Origin of the sequence: Pseudotabrizicola sp. (assembly GCF_030656345.1) — a bacterium.
Lineage (GTDB): Bacteria > Pseudomonadota > Alphaproteobacteria > Rhodobacterales > Rhodobacteraceae > Pseudotabrizicola.
Genome location: NZ_JAUSNR010000023.1, coordinates 233,379 through 258,779, shown reverse-complemented (window position 1 = coordinate 258,779; position 25,401 = coordinate 233,379). Strand labels below are relative to the sequence as shown.

The window sequence follows — 25,401 nt, the reverse complement described above, 5'->3', positions numbered from 1 at the left end:
TCACCTTTTGAACTGTTGCGCTTGAAGGAACCTGTTTGTGAGGACTGCTGACCCCCTCCCCCACGCATCCAGGCGCGCTCTCAGGGTGTATGTTGTGCTGCCCTCTCCAAGGTAAGTGTCAATCCCGATAGAGGCGCTGTATACCTTGTTGGCCTTTATCGAGTTGGTAAGGATGCCGTACCCAGCACTGGTTCCCACCAAAACAGAGCCCCGATAGATGAACAAAAATACAACTTGGGTCTGACCATCGGTCAGCGTTTCGGCCTCGACGGAAAAGATCAGCTGGGTCGGCTTAGCAACTCTGTTCAGCACGACGGTCTGTATGACAGTGTCGGTTGAAAAGGACGAAATGGTTATCGCTGATGCGGTGTTGGCATTTACGTATTCGGTTACCGCGCCTTCTCTCAGATGGATGGTCCCGAATTCTGCGGTCCCATCGTTCTTTATGCTCCATCCGCTGGTGCCCGCAGCATAGTCCAGGGACTTTAGATCGCCGCCAAAACTTGCAAGACCCGCTACAGCCAAGGACTCCGTGTCCAGTTTTTCTGCCGTCACTGCCCCGGTGGCGATCTTGCTTGCCACGACAGAGCTGGCTGCAAGGCTGTTTGCCACGATCTGACCTGCGCCGATCTTGGCGGCGGTGATCGAGCCATCGACAATCAGCTCCCCTGCCAACCGGCGCAAAACCTTGATGCCACCAAACCGGACCTGAGTGGCCCCGGTGTTCACCTTGACCAGTCGGAAGCGGGCCAGAGACTTGCCAGCTGGCACGGTCACGGGTGTCGAAAACTCAGTGACCGACCCGCTGGTGATCACCGGGCTTCCAAGAACCTGCTCTGCGTTCGCTTCATCCTGATCATAGAAAAGAAAATCGACGTAGCAGCCGCCAGCGCCCGCCGAAACCCGCGCGCTGCCGATGACCTGCAGCAAGTCTCCGGGCTTCACCGGGAACAACCCTGAGCGAAGAAAGGCAAAGCTGGCGGCATCGCCATTCAGGACTGCAACTTTGCTTGTGGTAAACGGTGAACCTGCGCTGCTGATGAACGAAAACGACGTGCCGGTCAAAATCCAGTCAGCAGGGTCGTAGAATTCGCCGTCCCGCAGCAGATTGGTCGCGTCGGTGATCGCCAGCTTGGAAGCGGTAATCTCCCCTGCAGCTATTTGACTCGCCGTCACAGCGCCTGCCGCAATCTTGCCTGTCGTGATCGCATTGGCCGCGATCTCATCGGCTGTCACCGCACCGGCTGCAATCTTGCCAGCCGTGATCTGACCGGCCCCGATCTTGGCGGCGGTGATCGCGTTCGCGGCGATCTTGTCAGCGACAATCGCTCCGGCCCCGATCTTGTCGGCCACGATTGCCGCCGCTGCGATCTTTGACGTGCTGATCGATCCGTCGGTGATCTGGGTCTGGGTGATTTGCCCTGTGACCTTCGCGGCCGCAACAGCTGCGATCTGCGCATCGGTCAGCTGGCCGGTCACATCAACAGACGCGACCGAAGCCGTCCAAGCCCCTGCCGTCCAGCGATAGGTTTTGCCGTTGGTAGTCAGAAAGACCGTCCGGCCGTCGGTGTTGCCGGTACTGGGCAGCGCGGCCAAGATTTCAACTGGCCGCACGCCGGATGCGAATTGCGCGATGCCGATCGAGCCCGGCTGAGGCTCAGCATAGATCTGTGTCGACCAGGTTGTGCCAGTCCAGCGGTAGAGGACCATTTCCGGCTTTTTCAGCACGATCTGATCCAGTCTGGTGGCTGCCTCCGGCAGAACCATCACGGCGTCAATGCCCGCTGCAGATGCTGCTTCCTCGGCGGCAGCATCAATGGTGTCCCGGACAGATTGCGCCAGTTCGTCGATATCCAGTCGGACATCAGGCGTCCTGACCGGCAAAAGCGGGGTGTAGACGGATGGCCGGTCGCTGACGGGAATGGCGCGAACGCCATAGTCGGTATCGGGTAGCAATCCGCTGACAATGGCAGCCCCAACGATCGGGTGCTGTTCCGATCCCTGCGCCACGATGGCGTCGGTCGCCGCAAGCCGGACCTCCCAGACGATCGCATCGGCCTCTTGCATTGCCACCCCATTCCAGCTCAGGCGCAACGCGGGACGGCGCGGCATGCCGGCGCCATTCGAAATCGTGTAGGGCTCGACCGCAAAGCCAGTCACAGAGCGGGGCGTGAAGGCCGGGTTGCTGGTCGAGGGCACCGGTAGCGGCACATAGGGCGGCGGTGTATAGTCGGATGGATCCGCTTCCAGCAGCCCGATGCGCGGGCGCAGCGTGGTGATCGGATCGGCAGTCAAAACCACGTCAAAGATTTTGCCCTCATAGCCATTGCGGGCCGATGTCCAGGCCACCGCGTCCAGCGGCTCCAGCGCCAGCGCTTCGGGCGTCAGGGTCAGCACATGCGAGATGCGCTTGCGCCCCTCGCGCGCCATGGCCGAGATGAGCCGCTGCACCTGGCGCGGGTTTGACACGCCGGGCAATGACACGTCGCGCAGCAGGCGGCGCGGGCGGCGCACGAAGGCCTCCAGATCCTCGTCATAGTCCAGAATGCCGTCCTCAAGCTCCCAGGTGGCATTGGTCAAGGGCGGCGACTCGCGCGCCTCCCACAGGATGTCAGGGTCGGGGAAAGAGCAGCTGAAGGCATTGAAGGTGGCGTCCAGTCCGGGGAACGGGTCCAGCTCCTGTGGGCGGGTGACGATGATGTCGCCATCGGTCAGGAAATAGACCGGCAGGCCGACGCCGCCCACGCGGGTCTTCCAGACACCGCCGACCTCGACCGTCTCGCCGCCGCAGGAGCGGTTGATCTCGTCAATGATCTGGGCCGGCGGCGTGTCGAGCGAGAACTCAAAACCGAAGACATACGCCTTTTCCGTGCCGCCTGCGCCGTTGTCGATCAGCACATCGCAGGCATTCATCGCAGCGAACCAGTTTGCCAGCGGCAGCTCTTCCGCCCGGGCGCGGTTGCCCCAGATCCCGAAGCCGTAGATGTTGATCCCGCGATGGATGTTGTACTCGATGACCTTGGGATTGTCGGTCGACTCCCATGTCGAAGGGGCGCTCCAGCGCTGCGCCCCGGTGCCGCCGACACTGCTGTCGCGGCGCGGATCGTAAAGCGGGAGGCCCATCACCTCAAACCGCAGGCGCGGCTCGCCCGGGAAGCGGTCGGCATCGCGGTAGAGATTGACAATCGCCTGCGGAATGCCGCGCCCGATCATGTCCGGCAACCATGGCCGTTCCGGATCGGTCCCGTATTTACTGATCAGCCAGGCATCCGCCGTGGTCTCATAGCCGGTGCGGAACCGGAACAGCGCATAGCCGCCGATCTCGGCGTCGACGGCAAAGCCATAGCCCGGCCAGCTCGGGTTTTCAGCGGAGGTGATGGTGTACCAGCGGTCATTGATCACCACCCGCCCGGTCGGCACGATTCCGGGCAGATCGCCAAGGCCGATGACATAGGTCAGCCAGACATTGGGCTTGCCATCGCCGTCATGGCTCATCTGCGGCGCTTCCAGATGGCCGTTGGTCGCATAGCGGCCGACGATGACGGTCAGTGGCGTGGTGCCGCCGGTGCCGAGGAACTGGGTGGTGATCCCGGACTGGCGCTGCGCCATCTTCTTCTTCATCCGGCGCTTCTGATAGGCCGAGATGGCGACCGACAAAAGCAGTCGACCGACGACCATCACGGCCGCCGAGGCCCCGGCGAACGCGCCCGCGATTGCCGAAATTGCCGCGCCAATGACCGCCGCGTCGGCGGGCGAGGCGCACAGCATCAGGAAGATCGACAGGAGCGCCAGATACCTCATGTCCGGAAGGCCCGCTGCATCGCTGCATGGGGCAACAGCCCAAGCCCGTCCTCGCGAAGCACATAGATCAACTCGCCCTGCACCACGCCAAGAACCAGTCCCCCGGCTTGCGGATCCGCGACGCAGGCGATGTCGCCGGGGGCGGCGAAGACGGGGTCGATCTCGGGCAAGGCAGCGGCGGTGGCCGCGATGTGATCAGTATGGCCAGCCCTTTTCAGCGCGCGGAAGCCCTCGGCCTTGGTAGCGTAGCGGCCCCGCCACGCATACGCGGGGTCGCTGCCCGTCACCGCCTCGACCGCGCCGGCTGCGAACAGCGCGCAATCATGCTGGCCCAGCTGATAGGGCGCGCGCGCGCAGCCGATGAGATAGCCGGTCAGCCGTGCCTGCCAGTCCGGACGACGTGTCATCTGTCCCCCGATTCTCTCGGTGTGCCGGTGAATGGGTTGCTGTTGGGATCCCAGGTCCTTTGAGGCGCGGGCTGAGCATTCCCAACGCGCTTTTCGCCCCATGGCACCTGCACAGATCCGACATCTGTATAGCATCTGAACCGGTCGCCCGACCGCGCGCCCGACAGTGCCGGGTCAGACTTCTTGAACGCCAGCGTCCGCGTCAGCGCCCGCGCGGCCGAGGCGAGTGACACCTTCAGCTCGGCCGACTCTCCCACCTCGGGCAGGTCGGTGGGCATCCGGTCGATCCAGCCCTTGAACAGCCGCACCGGCTCTGCCACCAGTTCTCCGGTCTCGGGCCAGAACAGGGCGCGGTAGATCTCGACGGGCGCAAAGCGCAGCTCATAGCCGCCCACCATGGCCCGCACCTTTGCATCAATCGGCGACAGCGTGACCGACGTCATGTAAACGTCGGTGCCGGGCTGGGCGATGATCTCGTCCATGTCCACCTTCCCGGCCGAGCGGTAGAACATCTGCACCGTGCCGCGAATCGTAAATTCCTGATCCTGCTCGCCCGCCCACAGGCCGAGCGATTCGATCTCGGACGTGGTCCGGTTCTCGGCCCAGATCCGGATCAGCACCCGGGCAGTGTTGCCCGCACGCCGCGCCAGATAGGCGCTGGTTGCACTGTCGAACAGCTTCACGCGATCACCGCCAGGGTCTGTTTAAAACGAAAGGTAAAACCGCTGGTGATGCGCGACCGGCTCTCGCCCGGCACCACGCTGCCCGGCTCACGCATGACCGGGATGGCCGGCCGGATCAGCGAGACCGGCGCACCCACGACGGCACCCGGCCGGATCAGCGTTGACAGCTCGAACGCCGGTGTAACGCCCGCGCCACTGGCCACCACCTGCGCATCAGCCAGCCGGTGCAACGCACGGCGTCCGCCGCCATAGCTGAAGCCCAGATAATCGCCCCGGCGCAGCACATAGCCTGCGGGCAAGCCCGAAAGAGCTATTTCGCGGCTGCCCGCAGGCAGGGCCGAGATCACCGGGGCCGATGCGCCAAGGACCAGCCCGCCCGGGTCGGCCGCAGGGAACGGGCGGCGGATGTCAAAGGCCCAGAACATGCGACCCGCAGGTCGCAGCAGATCCATCATGATCGAGGCGTGATCGGCCTCGCCCTGCAGCATCCGGCCGAGCGTGACCGAGCCTTCCCAAAGCATCGGGGCCACATCGTCGGTCAGCCATTCGCCTTCGCCCGTCATGTCGGCCACGACATGCTCGACAGGGTCAAAGGCCATGGATGATATCGGCAGCTTTCCGATCCAGTCGGCAAAGGGCAAAGGGAAAGACACCGCCATCAGAACCGCCTCACACTGGGGCTGTCGAGGCTGCGCTGGATGTCATTGGGCAGACCGGTGCGGCGGTATTCGTCCAGCGCCAGTGCCATGCCGCGCCGCGCAGCCTGCTCGACCGCTGCCGGATCTTGCGATCCCCGGGCATCGATCACCGGCGCAAAGGTGACATTCCCGCCCACAGGGGCGCTACCGCCGCCCTGCCCGACATAGCCGCCCGCAGCCATGCCCGGCGCACCGTTCAGCCCCTCGAGCATGGTGCGGTGACGGCGCGTCGCGCGGGCGTTGACGACGAATTCACCCGGCGACAGCCAGCGCGGCACCTTGTCATCCGTCGGGCCACCGGCACCGTAGACCATGCCGCCTCCAGCCAGCCCGCCGATGTTCGCGAAAAGATCACCGCCGCCGAGCAGGCTGCCCAGACCGCCAGCCCCGCCGCCCCCGAACAACCCACCGCCGAACAACCCGCCTCCGAACAAGCCTGCCAGCGGACCATTGCCCAAGAGCAGCGCCTGAAGGGCGGCGCGCTTCAGCGTCTCGATCAGGCGCTCGCCCGCATCCGCCCCGCCCATCAGCGCATCGACCAGCGCATCGCCGGTCTGTTCCTGCGCCCACTTCAGACTTTCGGTCGCTGCCTTCTCGCGCTCACGCTGGATGATCAGCTCTTCGACCTTGTCGCGCTCTGCTTGCGTGGCGGCGGTCATCTGTTCGCGGTACTGGATCATCTGGCGCTTGACCGGGTCCAGCTCACGTTCCAGCTCGATCTCGCGCTCGAGGGTCTTGATCAGGTCAAGGACCGCATCGCGCTCTTTCTTCGCCTCCTTGGCGGCGGCGTCACCGCCAGCACCGCCCCGGTCTTTTTTCGGAATGATGTTGTTGTTCACATCCAGCGCAGGACCGGTGTACTTGAACTCGCCGTAGCCCTGCTGGTTCGAGGTGCGCGGGTCGCCGCCACGACCACTCGAAACTTTCCCTTCCGCCGCCAGACGCTGCTGAATACCGCGCAGGTTGTTCACCTGCACGGCCGCATCGTAAAGCGTGATGGCCAGTTTGGCTGCATCATCAATCGCGCCGGACAGCCAGCCGCCGCCCGGTGCCGAAGCTGCCAACGCGACCACCGAGTCATGCGCCCGGGCCAAGAGATCGGCAAAGGCAGCGGTTTCGACCTTGAAGCCCTTCGCGTTGTCCCAGGCGGCAAGCACCTGAGCTGCGACAGCGCCAACGATGCCTTCGGACTGCAGCTGCGCTGCGACCAGCCCGCGTTCCACCGCTAGACGGCTTTGGGCGGCAAGCTCTGAGTCCCGACCGAACATCGCAACCAAAGATCGCGCGCGACCCTCGGCCTGAAGCGTCGCGATCATCTCGCGGCCTGCAGCGACAGACGCCCGGATCGCGATTTCCTCCTGAAGGCGATAGTCAAGCGCCTCCTGCGCCGCCCGGAAGCCCGGGAAGCGACCGTTGTCCTCGTTGCGCAACGCCGTTTGTTCCAGCAGCGCAAGGTTCTGTTCGACCAGTATCGCCAGCAGCTCTTCTTCAGCTTCGGTCCGCTTTCCGTCGAGATCGACGGCCTGCCGTGTCTGTTCCACCAGACTGGTCATGGCGGCGCTCATGCGCGTCAGCCGGTCATTTGGATCGATGACGAACTGGGAGCGATTGAACTCCTGCATGGCATTTCGGACAGCTGCCGTCGCGTCGCGCTCCAGGGCAACTTTCATATCCAGCCCGAAGGTCTGGGCGATGATCTTCAGATCTGCGCCAAATCCACTTGCCGCCCCTCCCAGCGACAGACCCAAGTCACCCTTAACAGAGCCGAACGCGAGGCCGGATGCCCGCAGGGCGCGCGCCCCCTCAAGTCGCTTCAGCTCAAGCAGAAGCGTCCGCGCCTCTTTCGAGGCTGTCCCGAAGCGCTTTTCGAGATCGGACGTGGAACTTTCTGCCTCGCGGGCAGCGCTCTGATAGACCCCGACCTGAGACGACAGGTCGCCCATCGCATCCGCCATGGACTTTGCCTCGGCTCTGCCCGCCGTCATCCATTGAACGGCAGCCGCGCCCATGCCGATGACCGCGAGCGTGGCCAGATTGGCGGGGCTGAGCATCGTGGTGAAAGCCTGTGCGAAGGCTGGCCCGATCTTCATGCCCGCCGAGCGCATCTGGTCAAACACCTGCACGACCTGCGGGCCTTGCTGCATCATCAGCATGAACGGTGACTGGCCCATCGACATCATCATGCCGATGTCATTCAGCTGGAAGCCGAGGTTGCCGACATAGGCAGCGGCAGTGCGCGACGAGGCCCCGACCTGCCCGAGCTGGCCCGGCATCGCAATCAGGGCGCGGCCTGCCCGTTCGCGCGCCGTAGCGGCCTCGGCGGTCGAGATCGCGCCCAGACGCTCGGCTTCGGCAATGTCGCGCAATTCCAGTTCGTACTGGCGCGTGACCGCGAACAGCGGGTTGTACCTCGCGCGCAGGTCATCCAGCGCCTGACCGTGGCGCAGATGATCGGCAATGGCCCCTTCGGACGCGCTTTTCATGCCGGTGGTCCGGTTGATCAGCTGCTGGACCGTGGTGTCCTGACGCCGCATCGCCACCGTGGTGCCGTCAATGCTGATCCCTGCGGCTTCCATCCGGGCGGTCAGTTCGGTCAGACCCCGCGCAACTCTGTCATGGACCAAAGAGGCCTCACGCATCGAGATCGCGCCGATCTGTTCATAGGCCACAACCTGCTGCAACGCCGACTGCAGGGCGTGATATTCCTCTACGACCGGGTGAATGGACGCGCGCACCATCTGCGCGATGGCAGCCATTTCCGCCCCGGCACCAGAGGCCGCATCGAGGGAACCCGCCACCATGTTTGACGCGGTGCCCAGCTCGTTGACCTGCTCGGTCAGGGAAGCGACGCCAGCCGCGCCGGCGCTGTGGCTGGCCCCCACATTGGCCGCATCCGCCGCCGCCTGCTTCTCTGCCGCCGCCAGAGCGCGAAGATCTGCCGCCGCCGCCTTGGACCCGGTGCCAAGCACCCGCACCCCGGAACCGGCCTCACGCGCACCCTGACCCATGCCGGTGGCATCGGCCCCGACCTTGCGCAACTCGCCCGCGACGGCCTTGGCTTCCGCCTTGGCCTGCGCGCCGTTGATCGAGATCGTGCCCTGGACCCGCAGTGTCATTCGTCGTCCCCGTTCAGCGCCCGGCGGGCACCCGCTTCAATCAGCTGAACGTCCGACCACAGGTCGGGCGTTACCTCGATTCCGGCCAGATCAAGCCCGGCGCGCACAGCCGTGTAATCCAGTCCCAGAAACCGCCCCTTCGGTGATTGCCGCCACTGGCTGTCCACCGCGAGAAACGCGTCCACGGCCGCCATGTGCTCGGGCCAGATGCCATTGCCATCATCGCGGTCGGGCAGGCTGTCCGGATCGATGCCGAGGGCCAGAGCTTCCTCTTCCAGCTCCGTCCGCTGGGCCGGTGCATCGCCTAGTTCACTCTTCGCCCAAGCACGCCCAATCCATCGGAGTTTCCCTCACGTGCGCCCGCGACCGAACGGTAGTAGCCCTTGATCAGCCCGGACTGCACGAATGGCATGGCGAATACCGCGTCGCGAACCGCGTCGTTCCAGTCCAGCGGCTGGCCCGCCTCATCCGCCAGATCCTCGACCCGCACCACAACCGCCCGCAACAGCGTCTCGGGATTGGCTGCATCGGTCGGATCGATGGCGGCGGGGTCCAGAACCCGGTAGCGGGCGCGGCAGGTGTGGGTTTCAAAGCCGCCGTCGACGGGCACAGAGATGTCGATCTGGTGGGTCCACTCGGGGTTCTTGGCAATCTTCAGCATGGGGAGGGCCTTTCAAAATGGGGATCAGGTGGGGGGATCAGGTCAGCGCGAGCGTCCACTGGTCGTTGCCGGTGGTCATCTGCGGCACGAAGTTCAGCGGCCATTCGGCAATGTTCTGTTGTTGCTCGATGCCCGCCGGGCGCTGGATCTGCGCAAGCGGGACATTGAGGGTAGCGCGGTTGCCAGCCGTCACCCCGTGCTGCAGCACGATCGGCATTTTGGCGGCGTCCCGTGCGCGGGTGTAGGGGTTGAAGACCGACATGGCGCGGGCCTCGACCCGGGCTTCGATCTTCTCTTCGCGCCCGGTGATCAGGATGGCTTCACTGCCGATCAGGAAGCGCGGCTCGACCGTTGCACCGGTATCGAAGCTGAAGCTGCGCAGCACCATGGCCACACCGTCGATGGTGAACACCGGCGTATTGGCCATATTCGCCACCAGCGGATCGCGGAAGGCGGACAGGGTGGCCACAGGGTTTACAACATCGGTTGCGGGTTCGAACAGGCCCCAGAACTCGAACTCGAGATAGGGCAGGCCCGACGCCTCGATCATCATCTTGACGGTGCCCCGCGCGCCGCGCAGGCGGTGCCGGATGCCATCATAGTGGAAATGCATCGTGACCGATTCCGGATCGTCGCTGATCGGGTTGTAGGTGACGGCCACCCCAGCCTCGATCACCTGCGCACAGCCACAGGCCCGCAACAGCGGCCCCCAGGCCGGCGCGGTCCCGGCAGTACCAGACGGTGCCAGCTCCACCCGGAACCGGATTTTCGCATGCAGATCGGACGGGATGGTGCCATCCGCACCAAAGGCCGCACGCTCCAGCTCGCGCGCCACATCCTGACCTTCCATCGGCGACAGCGTCACCTGCAAGGCCAGCACTGCATTATCCGCGCCGGTCGGCACCGGGTCGGTGCCATAGGTCACTTCGGTTTTGACCAGCAGGACTTTCTTCTTCCAGTACTTCTGCGCCATGTTCAGTCCTCGTCCGTGTCAGCGGCCCGGCCGGCTGGCGCGGTGACCTGTGTTGAAAGGGTGGTTTCATCGCGGCTTAAAACGCCGTTCTCAAGGCGATAGGCCCCGCCCGATTGCGGCAGCGGGTGCGCGGGTGCAGGGGCGGGCGCGGCGGCAGGGACAGGTTTTTTCAAGGGGTGATCCTCAGACTGGATGAAAGCGAAAATTCGATCTGGTAGAGCAGGACACCCTTCTGGATGCTGATCAGAAAGGCGCGGCCCAGCCGGAAAGTGTCGGGCTGCCCCTCCGGCTCCCAGCCCGCGATCACGTCAATGACGGCAGTGATCAGGCCGGTCAGCGACGTCTTGGCGCGGGCGTCCAGCGCGGTCAGGGCGCGCAGCGCAAGCACCACCGCCAGCGTCTCTTCAGTGTCCTGAATGAACGGGGCCGTGGCACTGCGCACCTGCCCGCCGCGCAGCCCCAGCGGCACGACAAAGGCCGAGACGCCAGCGGCGGGCAGCTGGCCCGACTCGACCAGCGCCTGCAGCTGCAGCGCATCCTCGACCCGGTCGATGACCTCCAGATCCTTCAGCCGCGTGGCAACCGCATCGGTCAGCATCAGATGAACCCCTTCATGCTGGCTTCCGTCAACGGCCGCTCGCGGTCTGTGAACATTGCACCCGTGCCGCCGGTGGTGGCAGGCTCGTTGCCCGCCACAGCCAGCCGGATCGCGCCGCTGCTGATATCGCGCAAGGCCCGCATTGCCGCGTCATGGTCGGCCTTGATCTTGTCGTCTGTGCCGTAGGGGTGCAGCCGGTAGATCGCGATATCCTCGGCCAGCGCCGAAACCAGCGGCGGCACCTCGGCCAGTGGCAGCGCATAGCGTGCCGCCAGATAGCCGTCGATCAGCGCCGCCGCATCGGCGCAGGCCTTCTCGACGACCGACGCGTCGATCGTGCCGGTCGGCGCATCCGATCGATCGGTGGCGCGGATCAGCATGTCCGCGCCAAAGCGCTCGGTCAAACGGGCAAGGTCGGTATAGGCGGGCATGCGGTCCTCGGGGTCAGTAGGGCGGGGTGACGGCGGTGACGTTCAGAGCCTTGTCATCAGCCAGCGCCTGCAGCTCATCTTCGGTCAGCTCGGCCACCGGCAGCGTGACCGGCTCCGGCCCGAACTTGCGGCCAATGCGCCAGCGGCCCTTCTTCGGGCCGGTCACGACCAGCGAAGTGGAAAGCGGCAAGACCACATTGGCACCGCGCACTCCAACGAAGGAAATGTCCTCCTTGCCCTTGAGAACCTGCCGTTGATAGTCGAACGGGATATCCAGACCCTCCAGAGAAACCGCAGATATTGAAGCCACACTGCCTGCATGCTCGATGCCGGCGCGGATGGCATCCGAGAGCGTCACGCCATCCTCGGGGATCTTCGGGGTTTGGGAGTCGGCGAGGGAGGGTTGCCCCTCCCCCGCCTCAGCTGCCAGCCCCTCGTTCCCCAGCGCGGGCGGCGTCGGGTCGCTTGCCAGGCCTTGCGGCTCAGCGGACTCCCCGATCTCGGGTTGGGTCACCAGCGCATCCGGCGCGGGGACAACAGCTGTCGCGGGCGCAACAGCCTTCGGCTTGGGTGTGGATGTGGTTCGCTTGGCCATCGGGTGGGGCTCCTGTCAGGTGATGGGAGGGGGCGACACGCACCCCCTCTGGATCACCTGACCGCCTGCGCGGTCAGAGATCGGTCAGGCCAGCCAAGGGGCGACCAGCACTTCGGCGGTGCCTTTCCACTCGTTGGTCTCGCCATTGGCACCAAGCTCGTTGTTCACGATCTTCAGCGCGGCCGACTCGAGCCGGGGCGGCACAACCAGCACGCGCGGGTTGATGCCAAGCGGGCGGCCATAGTCGCCCTTCATCTCCATCAGCGACGCCCGGGCATTCGCATAGTTCGCCGCATTCAGGGTCTGCCGTGATCCCCATGCCATCTGCCAGAAGCCAAAGCCCACGTTCATGCGGGCATCGGTGCCGTAGATGAATTCCTTGTTCATGAAGACATTCGGCGACGTCGGCTCGGTCATCGCCGTGAACTCGAACTCCTTGCGGACCTGCAAGATGATCGGGCGCAGGGCGCGGCTCATGTCCAGAAGGAACCACGGGGTGCCCGCGCCCCCATCGGTGTTGGCCACCGTGATCTCGTCGCCGTCCGCGTCCAGAACCGGATGGTCGGTGTCAAAGAAGTTCTGGCCGTCGTAGCATTCGGTGGTGAAGCCTGCCTTCAGCAGCTCAAAGACCAGCATGTCCTTCTTGGAGCCGGACGACATGCCCATCTCGGTGAACATGGGCGTGTAGATCCCGAGGTTGTCTGTCTCGATATCGTCCTTGTCGACGCCGATGGTCAGTTCGAACGGCTTTTCCTTGATGGCATAGTCATGCTGCATCAGGTTCTGGACGGCCCGGGCACCGATCCATTCGCGCACGTTCGGGATCTTGCCGAGCCAGCCGTATTTCTGTTCTTTCTGCGTCGCGCGGATGATCGTGGCCACCCGCTCGAACTGCGAGGGTGCCTGACCCATTCCGTTTGAGAAGGCCGCAGAAAAGCCGACGCGCAGCGAGTCGAGGTTGGATGCATTCACAAGCATGTCTGGTTTCCTTACGAGGCGACGCGCGCCAGAGCTTCATCCATGCGGACCCAGACGCCCTGATCATCGACAGCGTCGATCACCCCGGCTTTGGACCGCGTGCCGGTGCCGTTCGTGCGGGCGACCGTCTGGTCATCCACCACGAAGCAGGCCTTGCCGATATCGGCGATGGTGATCAGTTCGCCCGCTGCCGAGTTGGCGAAGCGGAAGATCCCGGGGCGGTAGCGCAACTGGACGTCGCCCGCCCCACCGGCGGAATTGTCCATCTGATGCTCAGCGCGGCCAACGCCGGTCAGGTTCAGGGCGGTGACACCCTTGACCAGAAAGCCAGCGGCATTGCGGCAGACCAGGCTGCCCGCGAAGATCAGCTGCGACGCGGCCACCGGGCCTTCGCGCAGGTCGCCCGCTGATTGCGGGGTGTTGCGATCTTTGGTCAGAGCAACCATCAGCTGGCCTCCTTCTCGGCTTCAGCCTTCAGCTGGGCGGTGTAGTCCTTGGTCGGAATGCCAAGGAGCTTTGCCGCTTCCACCTGCGAGGCATTGAGGGAAATCTCGCCTTCCTTCAGGACGGCGGGCGGGGTGCCCCCCATGCCGGACGGCCCGAGCTTTGGCAGGCTTTCGATGGTGGTCTTCGCCATCGTCGCATCCGCCATATGCATCGAGACGTAGTGGGCGCGGGTGCTGGCGTTCAGGCCAGCGCGCTTGTCGGCGATGGCCTGATCGACAAAGGCCTCGGCCTCGCGGCGCGCGGACCCTTCGGTCAGGGCGTTGATCTGCGTGGCCTGCTCGGTGACAGTCGCCTGCAGCGCGGTCACCGCATCGTTGGCAGCCTGCAGCGAGGCCTGCATGGCGGCACCGCCTTCAGGCTTCTTGTTCTTGCTCGAGGCGATAGCGGCAAGGATATCCTCTTCGCTGGCACCTGCCTTCAGCCCAAGGGCCTCGGCGATATTATCCATGGTTGTCTCCTCTTGGGGTGAATTCAGGGCGGTCAGCCCCTTGAAGTTCGGACGGTTCACAAGGCTGGCGCGCAGCACGGCAAAGATCGTCTTGGCCTTGTCATGCAGCACCACAGGGCTGATCGCGCGATAGGCACGGTCAGCGACCATGGCGGCACCCTCACGGGTCCACTCGACCCGGCCCCAGATGCCGTCAGCGCGGGCCTGCATATCGACGATCCAGCCACTCGCCGGGGATGGCAGGCCCTTTGGGGCTGCCAGATCGGTGGAATGGTTCTGGTCGATCGGCAGCCGGTCGGTGTCGGCAAAGCTCGCCGCGATGATCGCATCCGCATCCTCGACATGGTACGGACCGCGATTGTCATCGGTCTGGATCGGGCCGTTTGCCGTCGGCAGAAGGTGGATCCACTCCGGGGCCGCTTGGGAGGCCGGATCGGACGCCATCAGAACGGGCGAAAGGGAGGTGTGTGTGCGCGGGGTCATGTCCGCACCATCGCGGATCAGCCGCGCGGGGATAATCCGCAACGGTGTGCGGGGTGGCGCGGACCTGTGCTCTTCAGGGGGCCGTTACAGCCTGACCTGGCAGCGCGCGCCGGTCAAGGTTTCTCCACCGCGCCCGACAGCCAGTCTTCAAGTGTGGCGGTCATATTGGCCTCATCGGTGGCCGACACGCCGATGAAGGGCCGCGCCGGGATATTGCCCCAGGGGATCGACGCCCCGTTGGACATGGTGCCAAAGGCCCCCTTGGCCGCGCCGAACTGCATCACGGCGGAATAGATCAGGTTCGATCCCCAGCTGACCTCGGTGGCGCTCGCCTCATGAAAGATCAGCCGCGACAGCAGGCCCGACGGGCCAAACAGCGGGCGGCTGTCCACCCGGTTGGATTTCTTTGCGCCATAGCGGTTCAGCGTGGTCTGCGACTTGGGTGCCCATTTCGTGCCGTCCGGAGCCGTGCCGGTCGGAAAGCGGTCCTTTGTCGAGGTGGTCAGCAACTCGCCCAGGTCGTTCATCACCGGCGTCATGTCGGTCAGCGCGGCATCAAGGGCGGCAAACAATGCCTCTGTGGCACTCAGGTCCATCTTGTGCTCGATCACGCCCCGCCCCCGATCCTGCGCGCCAGCTCGTCGCGCAACCGGGCCAGCAGCGCCTGATCCTCCGGGTGCGCCCGTGCCGCCAGGGCGTCGAACACAGCCAGTGCGCCGGCATCGGGGCCGGTCGCCCCGATCATCTCTGCCACCCGCTCCAGCACATCCGTCCGGGCGGGGTCGGGCAGCACGGCGCGCAGGCTCTCGGCCACCCGGACGGGAAGGTCAGGCAGCTTGCCCGCAACCCGCGCGATGGTGTCGGGCACGCTCGCCCCCGGCGCATAGGCCCAGCCCTTGTCGATGCCGACGGGCGCGCCGGTGCGGGGGCTGAGCACCGTCCAGCCATCCGGCAACACCTTGCCGGGCTTGCCGCCCTTGCGCACCGCATCCCGTTCCGATCGCGCGCCGGTGACATAGCAGCTGCAGCCCCAGCCGTTGGGCGGCGCATGGGTCACCCAGAACGGATGATCGACCGGCAGGATCAGCCCGTCCCAGCTCAGATGCTCGGGGCGCGGGTCCAGACTGCCGCCGTGGCGGTAGATGAGGAGCGGATAGCCCGCCGCCTTCAGCTGCGCCCAGCGGCCCGCCGCATAGCTGGTGGACATGTTGGTCTTGTAGATCACGCGGGTGCGCCATGCCTCGCCGGGTTTGGTCCCTTCGCCGGTCCATCCATGCCAGCCGCGCCGCGTCACGATTTCGCGGAAGTCGGCCCGGAACTGCTCTAGACTGGTGCCGTCTTCAATGGCCTTTTGAACGGCCCCTGCAAGATCGGTCAGCAGGTCCGCCTTCAGCGCGCCGGCCACCATGAAGGCCCGGTCATGTTCGGCCTGCCACAGATCGGTCCACGCAGCCGTCGGGCGCAGATCGGTCAGCCGCAGCCGGAACGCCGCGACCTGTTCGGTAAAGGGGCGGCGGAAGATGCCGGCAAGCTCTGCCATCAGTCTTCCTCTGCCACCATCGCCCGCCCACCCAGACCCGAAGCCAGAAGGCCCATGGCCATCGCCCGGGCAAGTCCCGCACTGTCGATATCAGGAAAGGCCGCCAGCAGCATCTCGCGCAGCTCTTCCAGCGAAATTGCCACCGCGACCATGCCCTCGATCTGCCCCAGCAGACGCTCCATCTCGGGGGCGGCAAGTTCCTCCATCCGGCGCGTCAGATCGGCCACCGGATCACCCCCCGGAAAATTGCCGCCAGAGGCCTGCAAGGCCCGCTCGGCGGCCGTATTGCCCGGAAGGTGCTTACCCCGTTTAAAAACGCCGGGATCGCGTTTAATTTCCGGATTGCGCACCGTGTCCACGGTCTTCCCGGCATCATCCGGTGCAGATGGCTCGGATTGACCCGGATTACCGCCAGAGCGGGCGCGCAGGGTGGCCTCGCCTGCCTTCGGCTCGGACAGCCCGAACTTGGTGTTGATCGTCGCCCAGCTCAAAGGGAACCCCCGGTCGACAAACGGGACGATCGCATCGGCGAACGCCTTCAGATCCTCCTCGTCGGGCCGCGCGATTTTGATGCGGGGGTACACCTTCTGCGGACCGAAGTTCAGCTGGACAAATGGCCGGACGAGATCCCGGTTCAGGATGCCGGCCAGCGCAGCTGCATCCGACCGCTCAATGTCCTCCTGCACCTGGCGGTGTTCTTTGCCCGACCCCAGCCCGCCGGTGACGGCATCGGTGGTGGCGGTCTGGCCAAGCACAGCCTTTGACACCTGCATGTCCAGCCAGTCCGACCGGTCTTTGTAGTTGTTCGAGGCCGAGCCGACATTGCCCGACTCGATGAACTCGATCTGCATGGTGTTCGGAATGACCGCCGCCATGTCACCGGCGATATTCGCCACCGCCCGGAACAGCGTGGCCTTGTCCGCTTCGCTGGCCCCGGTGCCCCATTTGCCCACCCGCACCGGCTGGCCATAGGTCTGGGTAAAGATTGCCCAGTCGCGCTGGGTGAACGCCTTGAACATCCACGCCCAGGCGACGATGCGCGCCAGCCCTGACCGCAGCGGCAGGCCGGATTTCGCGGCAATCTGCGCCCAGATGAACTTGCCACCTTCCAGCGGCACCTTCTGGCCGTTCTCATTCAGGCGCATCGGCGTGGTCAGATCATGGTCGGCAAAGCGGAACCAGCGCGGATCGCGCCGCTCCAGCCGCGCCGGCATCCAGTCGCCCTGGGAGGTGTCCCACATGATCTCGGTGCCGGAATAGCCCTTGCCGATGCAGTCCAGCACATCGAACAGATCGGTCTGCAGCTCGTCGCGCTTCAGCCAGTCCCGCAAGTGTTGGGCGTGGCGCTCTGCCTCGGCGCTGTCATCGCCCGGATCCACCGTGAACGGCAGCTGCGCCACCGACCGGCGCCGGGTGCCCAGCACGCCCACATAGTGCAGATCCCGTTCTTCCGTGGTCTCGGCCAGCTCCATATAGCGCACCGGGTCGCCCCGGTCAGCCTCGCGCAGGATCGACGCCAGCCGCATCGGGTTCAGCCCGTCCCCCGGATAGCCCGAGATCGGGCTGCGCACCCCGCCAAGGGTGGCGGCCATAACCTCTTCGGTCAGCGTCGAGCGCTCGAGCGGGCGACCATAGGCATCGACGAGCAGGGGCTGTTTCATGAAAGGCTCCAGATCAGGATAGGCCAGACTGGCTGGCTGAAGGCGGCGATGGGGATGCAGATCCGAGCCACGTCAACGAATAGCCCATGCAGTGATGCGTCTTGATCACCGCGACGCCAGCGATGGCGCGGCGTGCTTTCTCAATGGGCTTGCGCACGCTGTCCATCGACCAACCGTTGCCGGTTTCCTCATTCAACAGCGTTTGGAGTGATCCATGATCCACGATGCAACCTGGCGTGCGGGCCAGACGGGCCAAAACGGCAGCGGGGCAGCGAGCAAGGTTGAAACGAGCGGCGGCTTCAAGGGTGGTCATGCTGCTTGCAAAGCCCCCACATACCAGCCGTCACCCAGCGCCCGGCCCAGCATGTCATGGCTGTGGGGGGCAAGGGTTGCGGGCACGGTCGGCAGGGCGGTCGCGGCCCCCGGCGTGTAGTCGCCACCGCCCATGCCTGTGCCGTCGAAAGAAGCATCCAGTGCGAAATCGAAATTAAGGGGCGTTGCGAGTGTGCCATAGACTTCGCCCGCAGCTTGCACTTCGCCCATCCATGACCCGACACCGTAACCACTGCCATTATTCGCGCCATTCTTCCAAGCGTTGTAGCGCGACCCAACGTTGTGGACGGCAGACCAGTTGCCGGTCAGGTTCGCATTCGCCCCGAAAACATCAGTTTTGGTGTTTCTGTACAGCATGGCATTGAAGGCAAGGTAGCCGGACTTCTGCACCGTGACCGTCCCGATATCCTGATAGAGATAGTTCAGGCGCGATCCGACAGTGGTATTTCCCAGCACAACCACGTTCTGCGTGGTGTTCACATTGCTATCTGCGTTCACAAAGAACGCAGCAGAGGTCGCCCCTGCCGACGCCTCGACCACACAGCCTACCACTCCGAACCCGCGCGGGCCTATGATACCCCCCACCGCGACAGTGTTGGAACCGTTGCTGGTGTTCGTGAAATGACTGAATGCTGCCAGACACCCGGCCCCTTCGGGCGCACCTGCCACTTCGCCGGGTTGGCCGAACATGGCTGCGCCCGTGACGCAGCGCGACCCAGCGACAGCGTAGGTCGTACCCGCCAACGCGAACGACCCGTTGCAGCCTATGGTCTTGACTGTCTTGTTGACCGTGGCAAGCCGCGCGGCCTGAGAAAACGGCGAGATTTCAGTGCAGTTAATGAAATAACCGTTGCCCGTGCGATAAATATAGCCTGCGTATCCGCCCGCCCCGTTGGCATCGAAAGCACAACCGTCAAACACCATGACAGGGGCATAGTTCAGGTTCCCTGCGACGTTGTCATAGGCGACGAAAGACCCTGTTCCGCTGCGCTGGATGGTCAGGTTTCTGAACACACACTGGTTCGGCAGGCTGGACTGCATGGTGGTGCCCCGGTCGCGCAGGATCGTGGTGGCCACCGCCCCAGGGTTTGCCGCCTCGATGGTCAGCGGCCATTCGGTCGTCACGCCCGGTGTGCGGATCGGGGCGCTGAAAATATGGGTGCCTTCCAGCAGCCGGATCACGCCGCCATCGGTGAAGTTGCGCCCGAAATTGGCGTTGTTGAACGCCCGCAGCGCCGTTGCCGCTGCGTCCAGCGTAGCGTAAGGGTTTGCCGCCGCCGTGGCCGGGTTGGTGGACACGGTCGGGGTGGCCCCGGCCCCGGCGGCATCGACATAGGCATAAGCGGTGCCGAACGCCCCGGTGCGGTTGCACAAGGCGCGCAGCGTGGTCAGGTTCGGGCTGGGGTAGGCATCGGCATCGGTGCTGATGGTGAAGGCAGCCCCGACCCAAGGATAGATCACCGCATCGACCGTCAGGGTGGCCCCATTGGCAAAACCCGACAGGTCCAGCCCGGCGGCAAAATGCGGGACAGTGAAGCCCGAGGCGGAGTAGGAGATCGGGGTCAGTGCGGAGACCATCTGCTCCACGGTCGTGACACCGTCGGTGACGCGGAACCGGACCGCCGCCACGGGACGACCGTTACGGGCATGGGCGTGGGCCACGACCAGCCGCGCGGTGTAGGTGGAGGCCGAGATGATTTCCTTGTCAGGCCGCAGCCAGTGCGAGATGGGCGTAGGGTATGGGCGAGCGCTTTCGTTTGCGGCCCCGGCGATAATGTCACCGGCATAGACGTAATCAGACAGCACCGCCCCGTCCGCCGTCAGGCTGGCCTGATCCGGGAAGGGGAGCCGCAGCCGCTTGGTGCAGGTCAGCACATCGTTGACCGTCACCGCCAAGCCCGCCGCGTCGAACCCCTGCCGCTGCACGGTGACGGTTTGCGCCACCGCCGCCGCAGGATCGGACGCAGTGACCGTCCATCCGTCCGCATTGACGGTCTGGAACGGCACACTGGACGGGGGCGCACCGCCCCCGCTTCCGGTCAGCCGTTCCAGCTGCGCGCAGCTGGTCAACCGCAGGGATGAGCGCAGGCGCATCAGCGCGCCTCCCGCACCAGAATGGGGGCGACCGCACCGCCCACTTTGGGCCGGTAGCGCACCACGTCTCCGGCCTTGAACGGATACACCGCTCCGGGGATCAGCTCGAGCCCCTGATCCTCGCGCACCGGGTTCTCGAGCGTTGCCAGGATCGTGGCTTCGCGCGCTTGCCAGATTTCATCCACGGTCAGCGTCACAGTCGTCCAGCCGGGGGCAGTCACATCGGTCGTCGGCATCAGATCCATCCTTTCAGGGCAGCGCCAAGCGGGGGCTTCCACCAGGCGCGGTGTTCGTCTTCATCCGGCCCGCCCAGCGGGTCAGGGGCAGTGTCGGTCCGGGCGGCGGACTCGTAGGCATATTCCGACCAAGGCAAGCGGCTGGCCCAATGCGCCAGCGCCACCGCGATGGCATGGTCGCCGTGCCGCTTCTTGCCGGTCTCGCCCTCGCGCAGCGTGGGCAGGCGGGCAATGCCGCGCACCAGCTTGATCGTGCGCAGATCCGACAGGTGGTCGGCGTCGCGGATCAGGGCCAGCTGATCATCTTCGAACGCCGCCTTCAGCGGCGGCATTTCCAGCCGGTACCATTCCTCGGTGAACTTCAGCGCGATCACCATGCCGGCGTCTTCCGGCTTGTCGCGCAGGCCAAACAGCCGCCCCATGTCCTCGGCCACGGTCCAGCCCATGCCGGTTGCGTCAAAGGCGGCACCCACCATGCGGTGACGGACATGATCCAGAATGGTCTTGGCAATCAGCTTCTGCTCATCACCGGGCACGTTGCGCAGCTCATAGGCCAGCACCTCGCGGCGTTTAAGTCCGTCTTCAATTGCCATCAAAGACCCGGTTGAAAGGTCCACATGGCGGGCAAAGTCCGACCCGAAGGCATAGCGCGGCTTCACGTCCAGCTTGGCCAACTCGGCCTTCAGCGCCGTCATGAACGGCTCCATCAGGCTGGCCTGCCGGACCTTGTCCAGATGCAGATAGTCCTTTGACAGCTCCAGCCGCAGCACCGGGGCCTCAACCGTCATCCGCGCTTCGATCAGCGGGCCGGGCAGCCATGCGCCGGTGGTGGCCGAAGGGATGCAGTATAGTTCCTCGTCCGCATTGTCGCGGTAGAAGTCGAGGATCTTCTGCCGCCACGCGGCCTCGGCCTGCGGTGTCCAGTCCTTGCCTGTGACAAGGGCGATGCGCTTGTAAAGCCCCTGCTCCAGCGCCTGATCCAGATCGATCCGCATATGCGTGTAGGGCGAACGTCCGGCAAGGATGTCCTGAATTTCCGCGTTGAACGGGTTGTCCACGCCCTCATGCGTCGAGCAGACGACCACCTGACCGCCCCACATCAGGAAGGCCATGGCAGATTTCAGCAGCGCGCCCAGATCATCGACAAAGGCCGCCTCATCGATGATTACCACGCCCTGCTTGCCGCGCATGCCGCGCGGGCTGGACGACAGCGCCATGATCTCGAAGCCGGATGCGAACTTGATGCGGAAGGCGTTGATCGCCTTGCCGTCATCGCCCTGATCAAACAGCGTCTCCTCGACCTCGGTCGCAGCGCTGTCGAACGCCCGCGCCCACATCGCGCAGACGTCGATGAACTCGCGCGTCATCTCGCGGCTGTAACTGATGTACATGACGTCCATGCCGCCATGCGCCTTCTGCCGCGCCGCGCGCAGCACGGCATAGGCCCCAAGGCCCCACGTCAGCCCGATCCGGCGCGACTTCTCGATGAACAGCGCCTCGACACCCACGCTGTCCAGCAGCCGCACCGCTTCGCCCTGATAGGACAGCAGGACCGAGGGCAACCCCTCGGCCTGCACCATGGCCGGGATCGCCGCCATGGCAGAGGCGCGGGCTTCGGCCCATTCTGCTTGGGTGGGGATCGCGGTCATCTGCGCGGCTTCGGCGGTGGCGGCGTTGACGGGGCCGCTGCATCGGGTTGAACGCTGCCCCTGCCGGACGTCGGCAACTGCCCGAGGATCTCGACCACGGCCCGCGCCACCAGGGCCCATGCGGACTGGCGGCGCGCATGGCGCTTGATCAGGAACCTCCCGCTTGCGGCCGGAATGCCCAGCTCGTCGCAAGGGCCCTCTACCCAGCGGCAGAAATAGGTGCTGACATGGGCAAGGCCGGACTCGTTCTGAAGGGTCGCTTCAGCAATGATCTGGCCGTTCAGTTTGACTTCGACTGTCAGCATCGGTTCGCCGCCCTTTGCTCATAAAGGGCCTCAAGGCCACGGGTCATTGACCGGGCGATCTGCGCTTCGGGCCGGGCGTGATATCGACCGATCTGGTTCAGCAGCCGTGTGTGCAAGGCACCCCATGTGTGCCCGTCGACCACCTCACCGGCCAGATGCCGACGGATCATCCGCGCTGCATCCCGGCAGGCGCGCGCGATGTCGGCATCCCGCTTCAGGAAGAACGTCGCCTGCGCGTCCAGATCGTTTGCCACCTGTGCTGGGGTTGCGGGCATGGTCAGGCCAATCCGAGCGCAGATTTGTACATGTCGAGGACCGCCTCTTCCTCGGCAATCTCGTCGGGCTTGCGCTTGCGCAGCGCGATCACCTTGCGCATGACCTTAGTGTCATAGCCCCGGCCCTTGGCCTCGGCGAACAACTCCTTCTCCTGCTCGGCGACAGCCTTCTTCTCAGACTCCAGCTGCTCGGCCCGTTCGATGAACTGGCGCAGTTCGTCCGCTGTGACCGCGTAGTTGTCGGCAGGATCAGACATCACACCACTCCCAAAATCTGTTTCTTGATCGACTCGGCCGTGTCGCCGGTCAGGCCCTTGGCCTTGGCGACGGTGTCCACGGCGGCGGCCATGCGCGCCTTCAGATCGGCTTCGATCTTGAGCTTGCGGTCCGCGCTCATGTTCTGGGCCAGCTGTGCCGCGCGCAGGGCGTCGGCGAGGGCCTTCAGCTCCTTCGGGGCCACGCCATCCGCGCCGTCGCCCAGCATGTGCAGAACGACCGACTTGATCATCTCGCCGGAAATGATGGTCAGATCGTCGCTGGCCTTGGCATCGTGCTTTTCGGCGAGGGTGGCGACGATGGCGCGCGTGTCATCCAGCCGCCGCGACAGGCGGGCCTGCCGGATCGAAAAGCGGTTGAAGCTGCTGAAGGCCGGGATCCGGAACTCCAGCTCGCCCCGATGCTCTTTCATCAGCGCTTCGCACTTGCTCACGAACTCGGCATAGATATCAGTCTGGGTCTTTTCCCGATCGCACAGCTCGGACGCCGCCCAGGACACGATATGCTCGGCCTGCGTCGGCAACAGATCGAAACTGGACAGACGCCCGCGCCCGTTGGCCATGGTCATTCACCCGGACGGCTGGGGCGCTTGATGCCCTCGATGACGATTGCACGCCGCAGGTGCCGGTGGCCCTTTTCGGTCAGGGTGGCAACAACGACACTGCCGGGCTTGGTCAGGGTGACCGCGCCCATGCGTTCCAGCCAGTCGAGTTCGGAATGCACCCACGCCCGCTCTTCATCGATGCCAAAGCGGCGCAGCTCTTCGGCGACATAGCCGGAGTGCATCCGCTCGTCGGTCTGGGCTGCCAGAGCCTTGAGGATGATCAGGCGGGCATCCTGCCGCCGCATTTCGGCGTAGTCCGTCATCGCTTGTTCCCTCCGAGCAGATGGTCTTCGTGCCGGATGACGATGGTCTCCAGCCGTTGCATGATCTTCATGTTGCCATCCATGCTGGTCTGCATGTTCTTGAGATCGCCCCGCATATCCGAAAGCGCCAGCTGCACCTGATGGATGTCATCCTTGCCCGGCATGCTGCGCAGGGTCTGCTCGACCGAGGCGACACGCTGATCCATCCGGTCAAGCCGCGCGGTGTGATCATCCAGCTTCGACGAATTGCGCCGCGACGGCCCCGAAAAAACCATCCAGATCACCGACCCGAAATTGAACAGGGTCAGCAGGCCTGCGGCCCACAGGATCAGGTTCGCCAGCGAAGTATCCGCAGGCGTCACTTTTCACCTGCCTTGCCCATCAGGCGCAGGACAGTGTGCCCGCCCATGTAAAGGGCAAGGAACATGCCGGTCAGCGCCAGCAGGTCGGTGGTCGGCAGCGGCGGCAAGGCGAACTTCCAGACCGCATTCGCGACATGCAGCAGCACAAGGTTCCACAGCCACAGAAAGCCCAGCAGATACATCCAGCCGGGCCGCCATGCCCGGTGCCATGTGGGCTCCCCCTGCTCTGCCGCCATCACGGCCATCTGCAGCTGCAGATCGCGATCATAGGCGGCAAGGATCTCTGGCGCGGCACGTTCGACCTCGCGCATGGCATCGATCACCCGTCCCGGGTTGGCCTCGGCCAGCGCCTCAAGGTTTTCCGGCTGCTCGGTCAGCCGCCCGGCAATGGATCGGATCACGTCCCCTGCCAGCTGACCGCCTGCATCCCCCAGCTTGCGCGACAGGATGCGCTCGACCAGCGGAAGACCCGCCTGCAATGCGATGGTGGCAAGTACGCTCATCAGAAGCTCCGAAGGAAAGCCGCAGCGCGCGGCGCGCTGTGGGTCAGGTGGGCGGCAATGGCGTCGCGGTAGCGAAACGCGACCCACAGGCCATAGGCGACGGCAAGGCCGAGGATCAGCCAGTCAGCAGACGGCGGCAGCGCCAGCGTCTCGCCCGCGCCCGTGGCAGGGGCGGCAGCGGCGATAACGGGGGCAGCAGCGGCGGGCTTGGCCTTTGCGGCGGCGTCGATCCGGCGCTGGAGGGTGGACAGCGTCGCGCGGCCAATGATGCCGTCAATGGTCAGGCCATGGTCGCGCTGGAAGTTCTGGACATCCGTGGCGAAGAGCATCCCGCCGCCATATCCAAGAGCGTTGAACGCCTCCTCGACGCGGATGCGCTCGGGGCCGCTCATCGCCAGCGCCCAGACCGGTGATCCGCCCGGCTTTGGTTTCTCGGGGGCGGCATTGCGGGCCGACACCGGATACTTGCCCTCCAGCAGCATCCGCGCCTCGTCCTCGCGGCGGCGCACCAGCCCGGGCAGCACCTTGCCGCCGCCCTTGTTCCAGACCAGCATCCCGGCCCGGATCACTGCCGCAGCGGCTTTGGTGCGCCACTGCTTGACCCATGTCGCGCGACCGATGGCACCTGTGTTGAAATGGAAGTTACCGCCCGCGTCGAATTCGTGCTGCTTTGCCCCCGGCATGGCGGCCTTCACCGCAGGCTCATAGTTCCGACGCAGCGCCTGCTGCAGCAGGCTCGTGGACTCCGCACTGGTGATGGTCATCCCGGCCTTGGGCTTCACCACGCCCGAGGCGGCGGTCAGGCCAACGCCAATCGTCCAGATCCCTGCCGGACAGCGATAGGCCCGCAGCACTTCGCCTTCGTGATGCTTCAATGTGGCGACGCCCTGCGCGCTGATCTGCATGTCTGTACCCCGGGGA

General features: G+C 65.0%; 29 protein-coding genes. All 29 read right to left on the bottom strand.

The features are described 5' to 3' along the window. Positions 1 to 3,801 (bottom strand): phage tail protein, encoded by a 3,801-nt coding sequence (locus tag Q7J44_RS14235; protein ID WP_304880934.1) that lies wholly within the window; start codon positions 3,799 to 3,801, stop codon positions 1 to 3. After that, positions 3,798 to 4,208, bottom strand: coding sequence for a hypothetical protein (locus Q7J44_RS14230; protein WP_304880933.1), 411 nt, complete (start codon positions 4,206 to 4,208; stop codon positions 3,798 to 3,800). The genes Q7J44_RS14235 and Q7J44_RS14230 overlap by 4 nt, the downstream gene beginning before the upstream one ends. Beyond that, positions 4,205 to 4,891, bottom strand: coding sequence for a hypothetical protein (locus Q7J44_RS14225; RefSeq protein ID WP_304880931.1), 687 nt, complete (start codon positions 4,889 to 4,891; stop codon positions 4,205 to 4,207). Before Q7J44_RS14225 ends, Q7J44_RS14230 begins: the two co-directional genes overlap by 4 nt. After that, entirely contained in the window at positions 4,888 to 5,550 is a 663-nt protein-coding gene (locus Q7J44_RS14220; RefSeq protein WP_304880929.1) for a hypothetical protein, read from the bottom strand. The genes Q7J44_RS14225 and Q7J44_RS14220 overlap by 4 nt, the downstream gene beginning before the upstream one ends. Next, positions 5,550 to 8,705: a phage tail length tape measure family protein gene (locus Q7J44_RS14215; RefSeq protein WP_304880927.1), complete on the bottom strand. Its 3,156-nt coding sequence runs from the start codon at positions 8,703 to 8,705 to the stop codon at positions 5,550 to 5,552. Before Q7J44_RS14215 ends, Q7J44_RS14220 begins: the two co-directional genes overlap by 1 nt. Then, entirely contained in the window at positions 8,702 to 8,914 is a 213-nt protein-coding gene (locus Q7J44_RS14210) for a DUF1799 domain-containing protein (RefSeq protein ID WP_304880982.1), read from the bottom strand. The genes Q7J44_RS14215 and Q7J44_RS14210 overlap by 4 nt, the downstream gene beginning before the upstream one ends. Positions 8,915 to 9,009: 95 nt before the next feature. Continuing rightward, complete coding sequence (locus Q7J44_RS14205; RefSeq protein WP_304880925.1) at positions 9,010 to 9,366, bottom strand: hypothetical protein; 357 nt, start codon at positions 9,364 to 9,366, stop codon at positions 9,010 to 9,012. Positions 9,367 to 9,403: 37 nt separating this feature from the next. Continuing rightward, positions 9,404 to 10,339: a phage tail tube protein gene (locus Q7J44_RS14200; protein ID WP_304880923.1), complete on the bottom strand. Its 936-nt coding sequence runs from the start codon at positions 10,337 to 10,339 to the stop codon at positions 9,404 to 9,406. 169 nt (positions 10,340 to 10,508) lie between these two features. Further along, entirely contained in the window at positions 10,509 to 10,937 is a 429-nt protein-coding gene (locus Q7J44_RS14195) for a hypothetical protein (protein ID WP_304880922.1), read from the bottom strand. Then, positions 10,937 to 11,368, bottom strand: a complete 432-nt coding sequence (locus Q7J44_RS14190; protein WP_304880920.1) for a gp436 family protein — start codon at positions 11,366 to 11,368, stop codon at positions 10,937 to 10,939. Before Q7J44_RS14190 ends, Q7J44_RS14195 begins: the two co-directional genes overlap by 1 nt. A gap of 13 nt (positions 11,369 to 11,381) precedes the next feature. Next, positions 11,382 to 11,963: a hypothetical protein gene (locus Q7J44_RS14185; protein ID WP_304880918.1), complete on the bottom strand. Its 582-nt coding sequence runs from the start codon at positions 11,961 to 11,963 to the stop codon at positions 11,382 to 11,384. Between the two features lie 84 nt (positions 11,964 to 12,047). After that, positions 12,048 to 12,941 (bottom strand): Mu-like prophage major head subunit gpT family protein, encoded by an 894-nt coding sequence (locus Q7J44_RS14180; protein ID WP_304880916.1) that lies wholly within the window; start codon positions 12,939 to 12,941, stop codon positions 12,048 to 12,050. A gap of 11 nt (positions 12,942 to 12,952) precedes the next feature. After that, the gene (locus tag Q7J44_RS14175; RefSeq protein ID WP_304880914.1) at positions 12,953 to 13,387 is read right to left on the bottom strand and encodes a hypothetical protein; all 435 of its coding nucleotides are present in this window, start codon (positions 13,385 to 13,387) and stop codon (positions 12,953 to 12,955) included. Next, positions 13,387 to 14,379 (bottom strand): phage protease, encoded by a 993-nt coding sequence (locus Q7J44_RS14170; RefSeq protein ID WP_304880912.1) that lies wholly within the window; start codon positions 14,377 to 14,379, stop codon positions 13,387 to 13,389. Before Q7J44_RS14170 ends, Q7J44_RS14175 begins: the two co-directional genes overlap by 1 nt. A gap of 113 nt (positions 14,380 to 14,492) precedes the next feature. Beyond that, positions 14,493 to 14,990, bottom strand: coding sequence for a phage virion morphogenesis protein (locus Q7J44_RS14165; RefSeq protein ID WP_304880910.1), 498 nt, complete (start codon positions 14,988 to 14,990; stop codon positions 14,493 to 14,495). Beyond that, complete coding sequence (locus tag Q7J44_RS14160) at positions 14,987 to 15,919, bottom strand: phage minor head protein (protein ID WP_304880909.1); 933 nt, start codon at positions 15,917 to 15,919, stop codon at positions 14,987 to 14,989. The genes Q7J44_RS14165 and Q7J44_RS14160 overlap by 4 nt, the downstream gene beginning before the upstream one ends. Beyond that, the gene (locus Q7J44_RS14155; protein ID WP_304880907.1) at positions 15,919 to 17,580 is read right to left on the bottom strand and encodes a DUF935 domain-containing protein; all 1,662 of its coding nucleotides are present in this window, start codon (positions 17,578 to 17,580) and stop codon (positions 15,919 to 15,921) included. Before Q7J44_RS14155 ends, Q7J44_RS14160 begins: the two co-directional genes overlap by 1 nt. A gap of 13 nt (positions 17,581 to 17,593) precedes the next feature. After that, positions 17,594 to 17,893, bottom strand: coding sequence for a hypothetical protein (locus Q7J44_RS14150; protein WP_304880905.1), 300 nt, complete (start codon positions 17,891 to 17,893; stop codon positions 17,594 to 17,596). Then, positions 17,890 to 20,007 carry a hypothetical protein gene (locus tag Q7J44_RS14145; protein WP_304880903.1) on the bottom strand — a complete coding sequence of 706 codons (2,118 nt, stop codon included), beginning with the start codon at positions 20,005 to 20,007 and terminating at the stop codon, positions 17,890 to 17,892. Before Q7J44_RS14145 ends, Q7J44_RS14150 begins: the two co-directional genes overlap by 4 nt. Next, positions 20,007 to 20,243, bottom strand: a complete 237-nt coding sequence (locus tag Q7J44_RS14140; protein WP_304880901.1) for a hypothetical protein — start codon at positions 20,241 to 20,243, stop codon at positions 20,007 to 20,009. The genes Q7J44_RS14145 and Q7J44_RS14140 overlap by 1 nt, the downstream gene beginning before the upstream one ends. Further along, complete coding sequence (locus tag Q7J44_RS14135) at positions 20,243 to 21,892, bottom strand: hypothetical protein (protein ID WP_304880899.1); 1,650 nt, start codon at positions 21,890 to 21,892, stop codon at positions 20,243 to 20,245. The genes Q7J44_RS14140 and Q7J44_RS14135 overlap by 1 nt, the downstream gene beginning before the upstream one ends. Then, complete coding sequence (locus tag Q7J44_RS14130) at positions 21,889 to 22,197, bottom strand: hypothetical protein (RefSeq protein WP_304880898.1); 309 nt, start codon at positions 22,195 to 22,197, stop codon at positions 21,889 to 21,891. Before Q7J44_RS14130 ends, Q7J44_RS14135 begins: the two co-directional genes overlap by 4 nt. Next, positions 22,191 to 22,472, bottom strand: coding sequence for a hypothetical protein (locus Q7J44_RS14125; protein ID WP_304880897.1), 282 nt, complete (start codon positions 22,470 to 22,472; stop codon positions 22,191 to 22,193). Before Q7J44_RS14125 ends, Q7J44_RS14130 begins: the two co-directional genes overlap by 7 nt. Positions 22,473 to 22,474: 2 nt before the next feature. Beyond that, positions 22,475 to 22,729, bottom strand: coding sequence for a DUF2312 domain-containing protein (locus Q7J44_RS14120; RefSeq protein WP_304880896.1), 255 nt, complete (start codon positions 22,727 to 22,729; stop codon positions 22,475 to 22,477). Then, positions 22,729 to 23,316 carry a phage protein Gp27 family protein gene (locus tag Q7J44_RS14115; protein ID WP_304880894.1) on the bottom strand — a complete coding sequence of 196 codons (588 nt, stop codon included), beginning with the start codon at positions 23,314 to 23,316 and terminating at the stop codon, positions 22,729 to 22,731. Before Q7J44_RS14115 ends, Q7J44_RS14120 begins: the two co-directional genes overlap by 1 nt. Then, the gene (locus Q7J44_RS14110) at positions 23,313 to 23,615 is read right to left on the bottom strand and encodes a hypothetical protein (RefSeq protein ID WP_304880893.1); all 303 of its coding nucleotides are present in this window, start codon (positions 23,613 to 23,615) and stop codon (positions 23,313 to 23,315) included. Before Q7J44_RS14110 ends, Q7J44_RS14115 begins: the two co-directional genes overlap by 4 nt. Beyond that, positions 23,612 to 23,977 (bottom strand): DUF2730 family protein, encoded by a 366-nt coding sequence (locus Q7J44_RS14105; RefSeq protein ID WP_304880892.1) that lies wholly within the window; start codon positions 23,975 to 23,977, stop codon positions 23,612 to 23,614. Before Q7J44_RS14105 ends, Q7J44_RS14110 begins: the two co-directional genes overlap by 4 nt. Continuing rightward, entirely contained in the window at positions 23,974 to 24,480 is a 507-nt protein-coding gene (locus tag Q7J44_RS14100; RefSeq protein WP_304880890.1) for a 3TM-type holin, read from the bottom strand. Before Q7J44_RS14100 ends, Q7J44_RS14105 begins: the two co-directional genes overlap by 4 nt. Next, the gene (locus tag Q7J44_RS14095; RefSeq protein ID WP_304880888.1) at positions 24,480 to 25,385 is read right to left on the bottom strand and encodes a peptidoglycan-binding protein; all 906 of its coding nucleotides are present in this window, start codon (positions 25,383 to 25,385) and stop codon (positions 24,480 to 24,482) included. Before Q7J44_RS14095 ends, Q7J44_RS14100 begins: the two co-directional genes overlap by 1 nt. Positions 25,386 to 25,401: the final 16 nt, after the last annotated feature.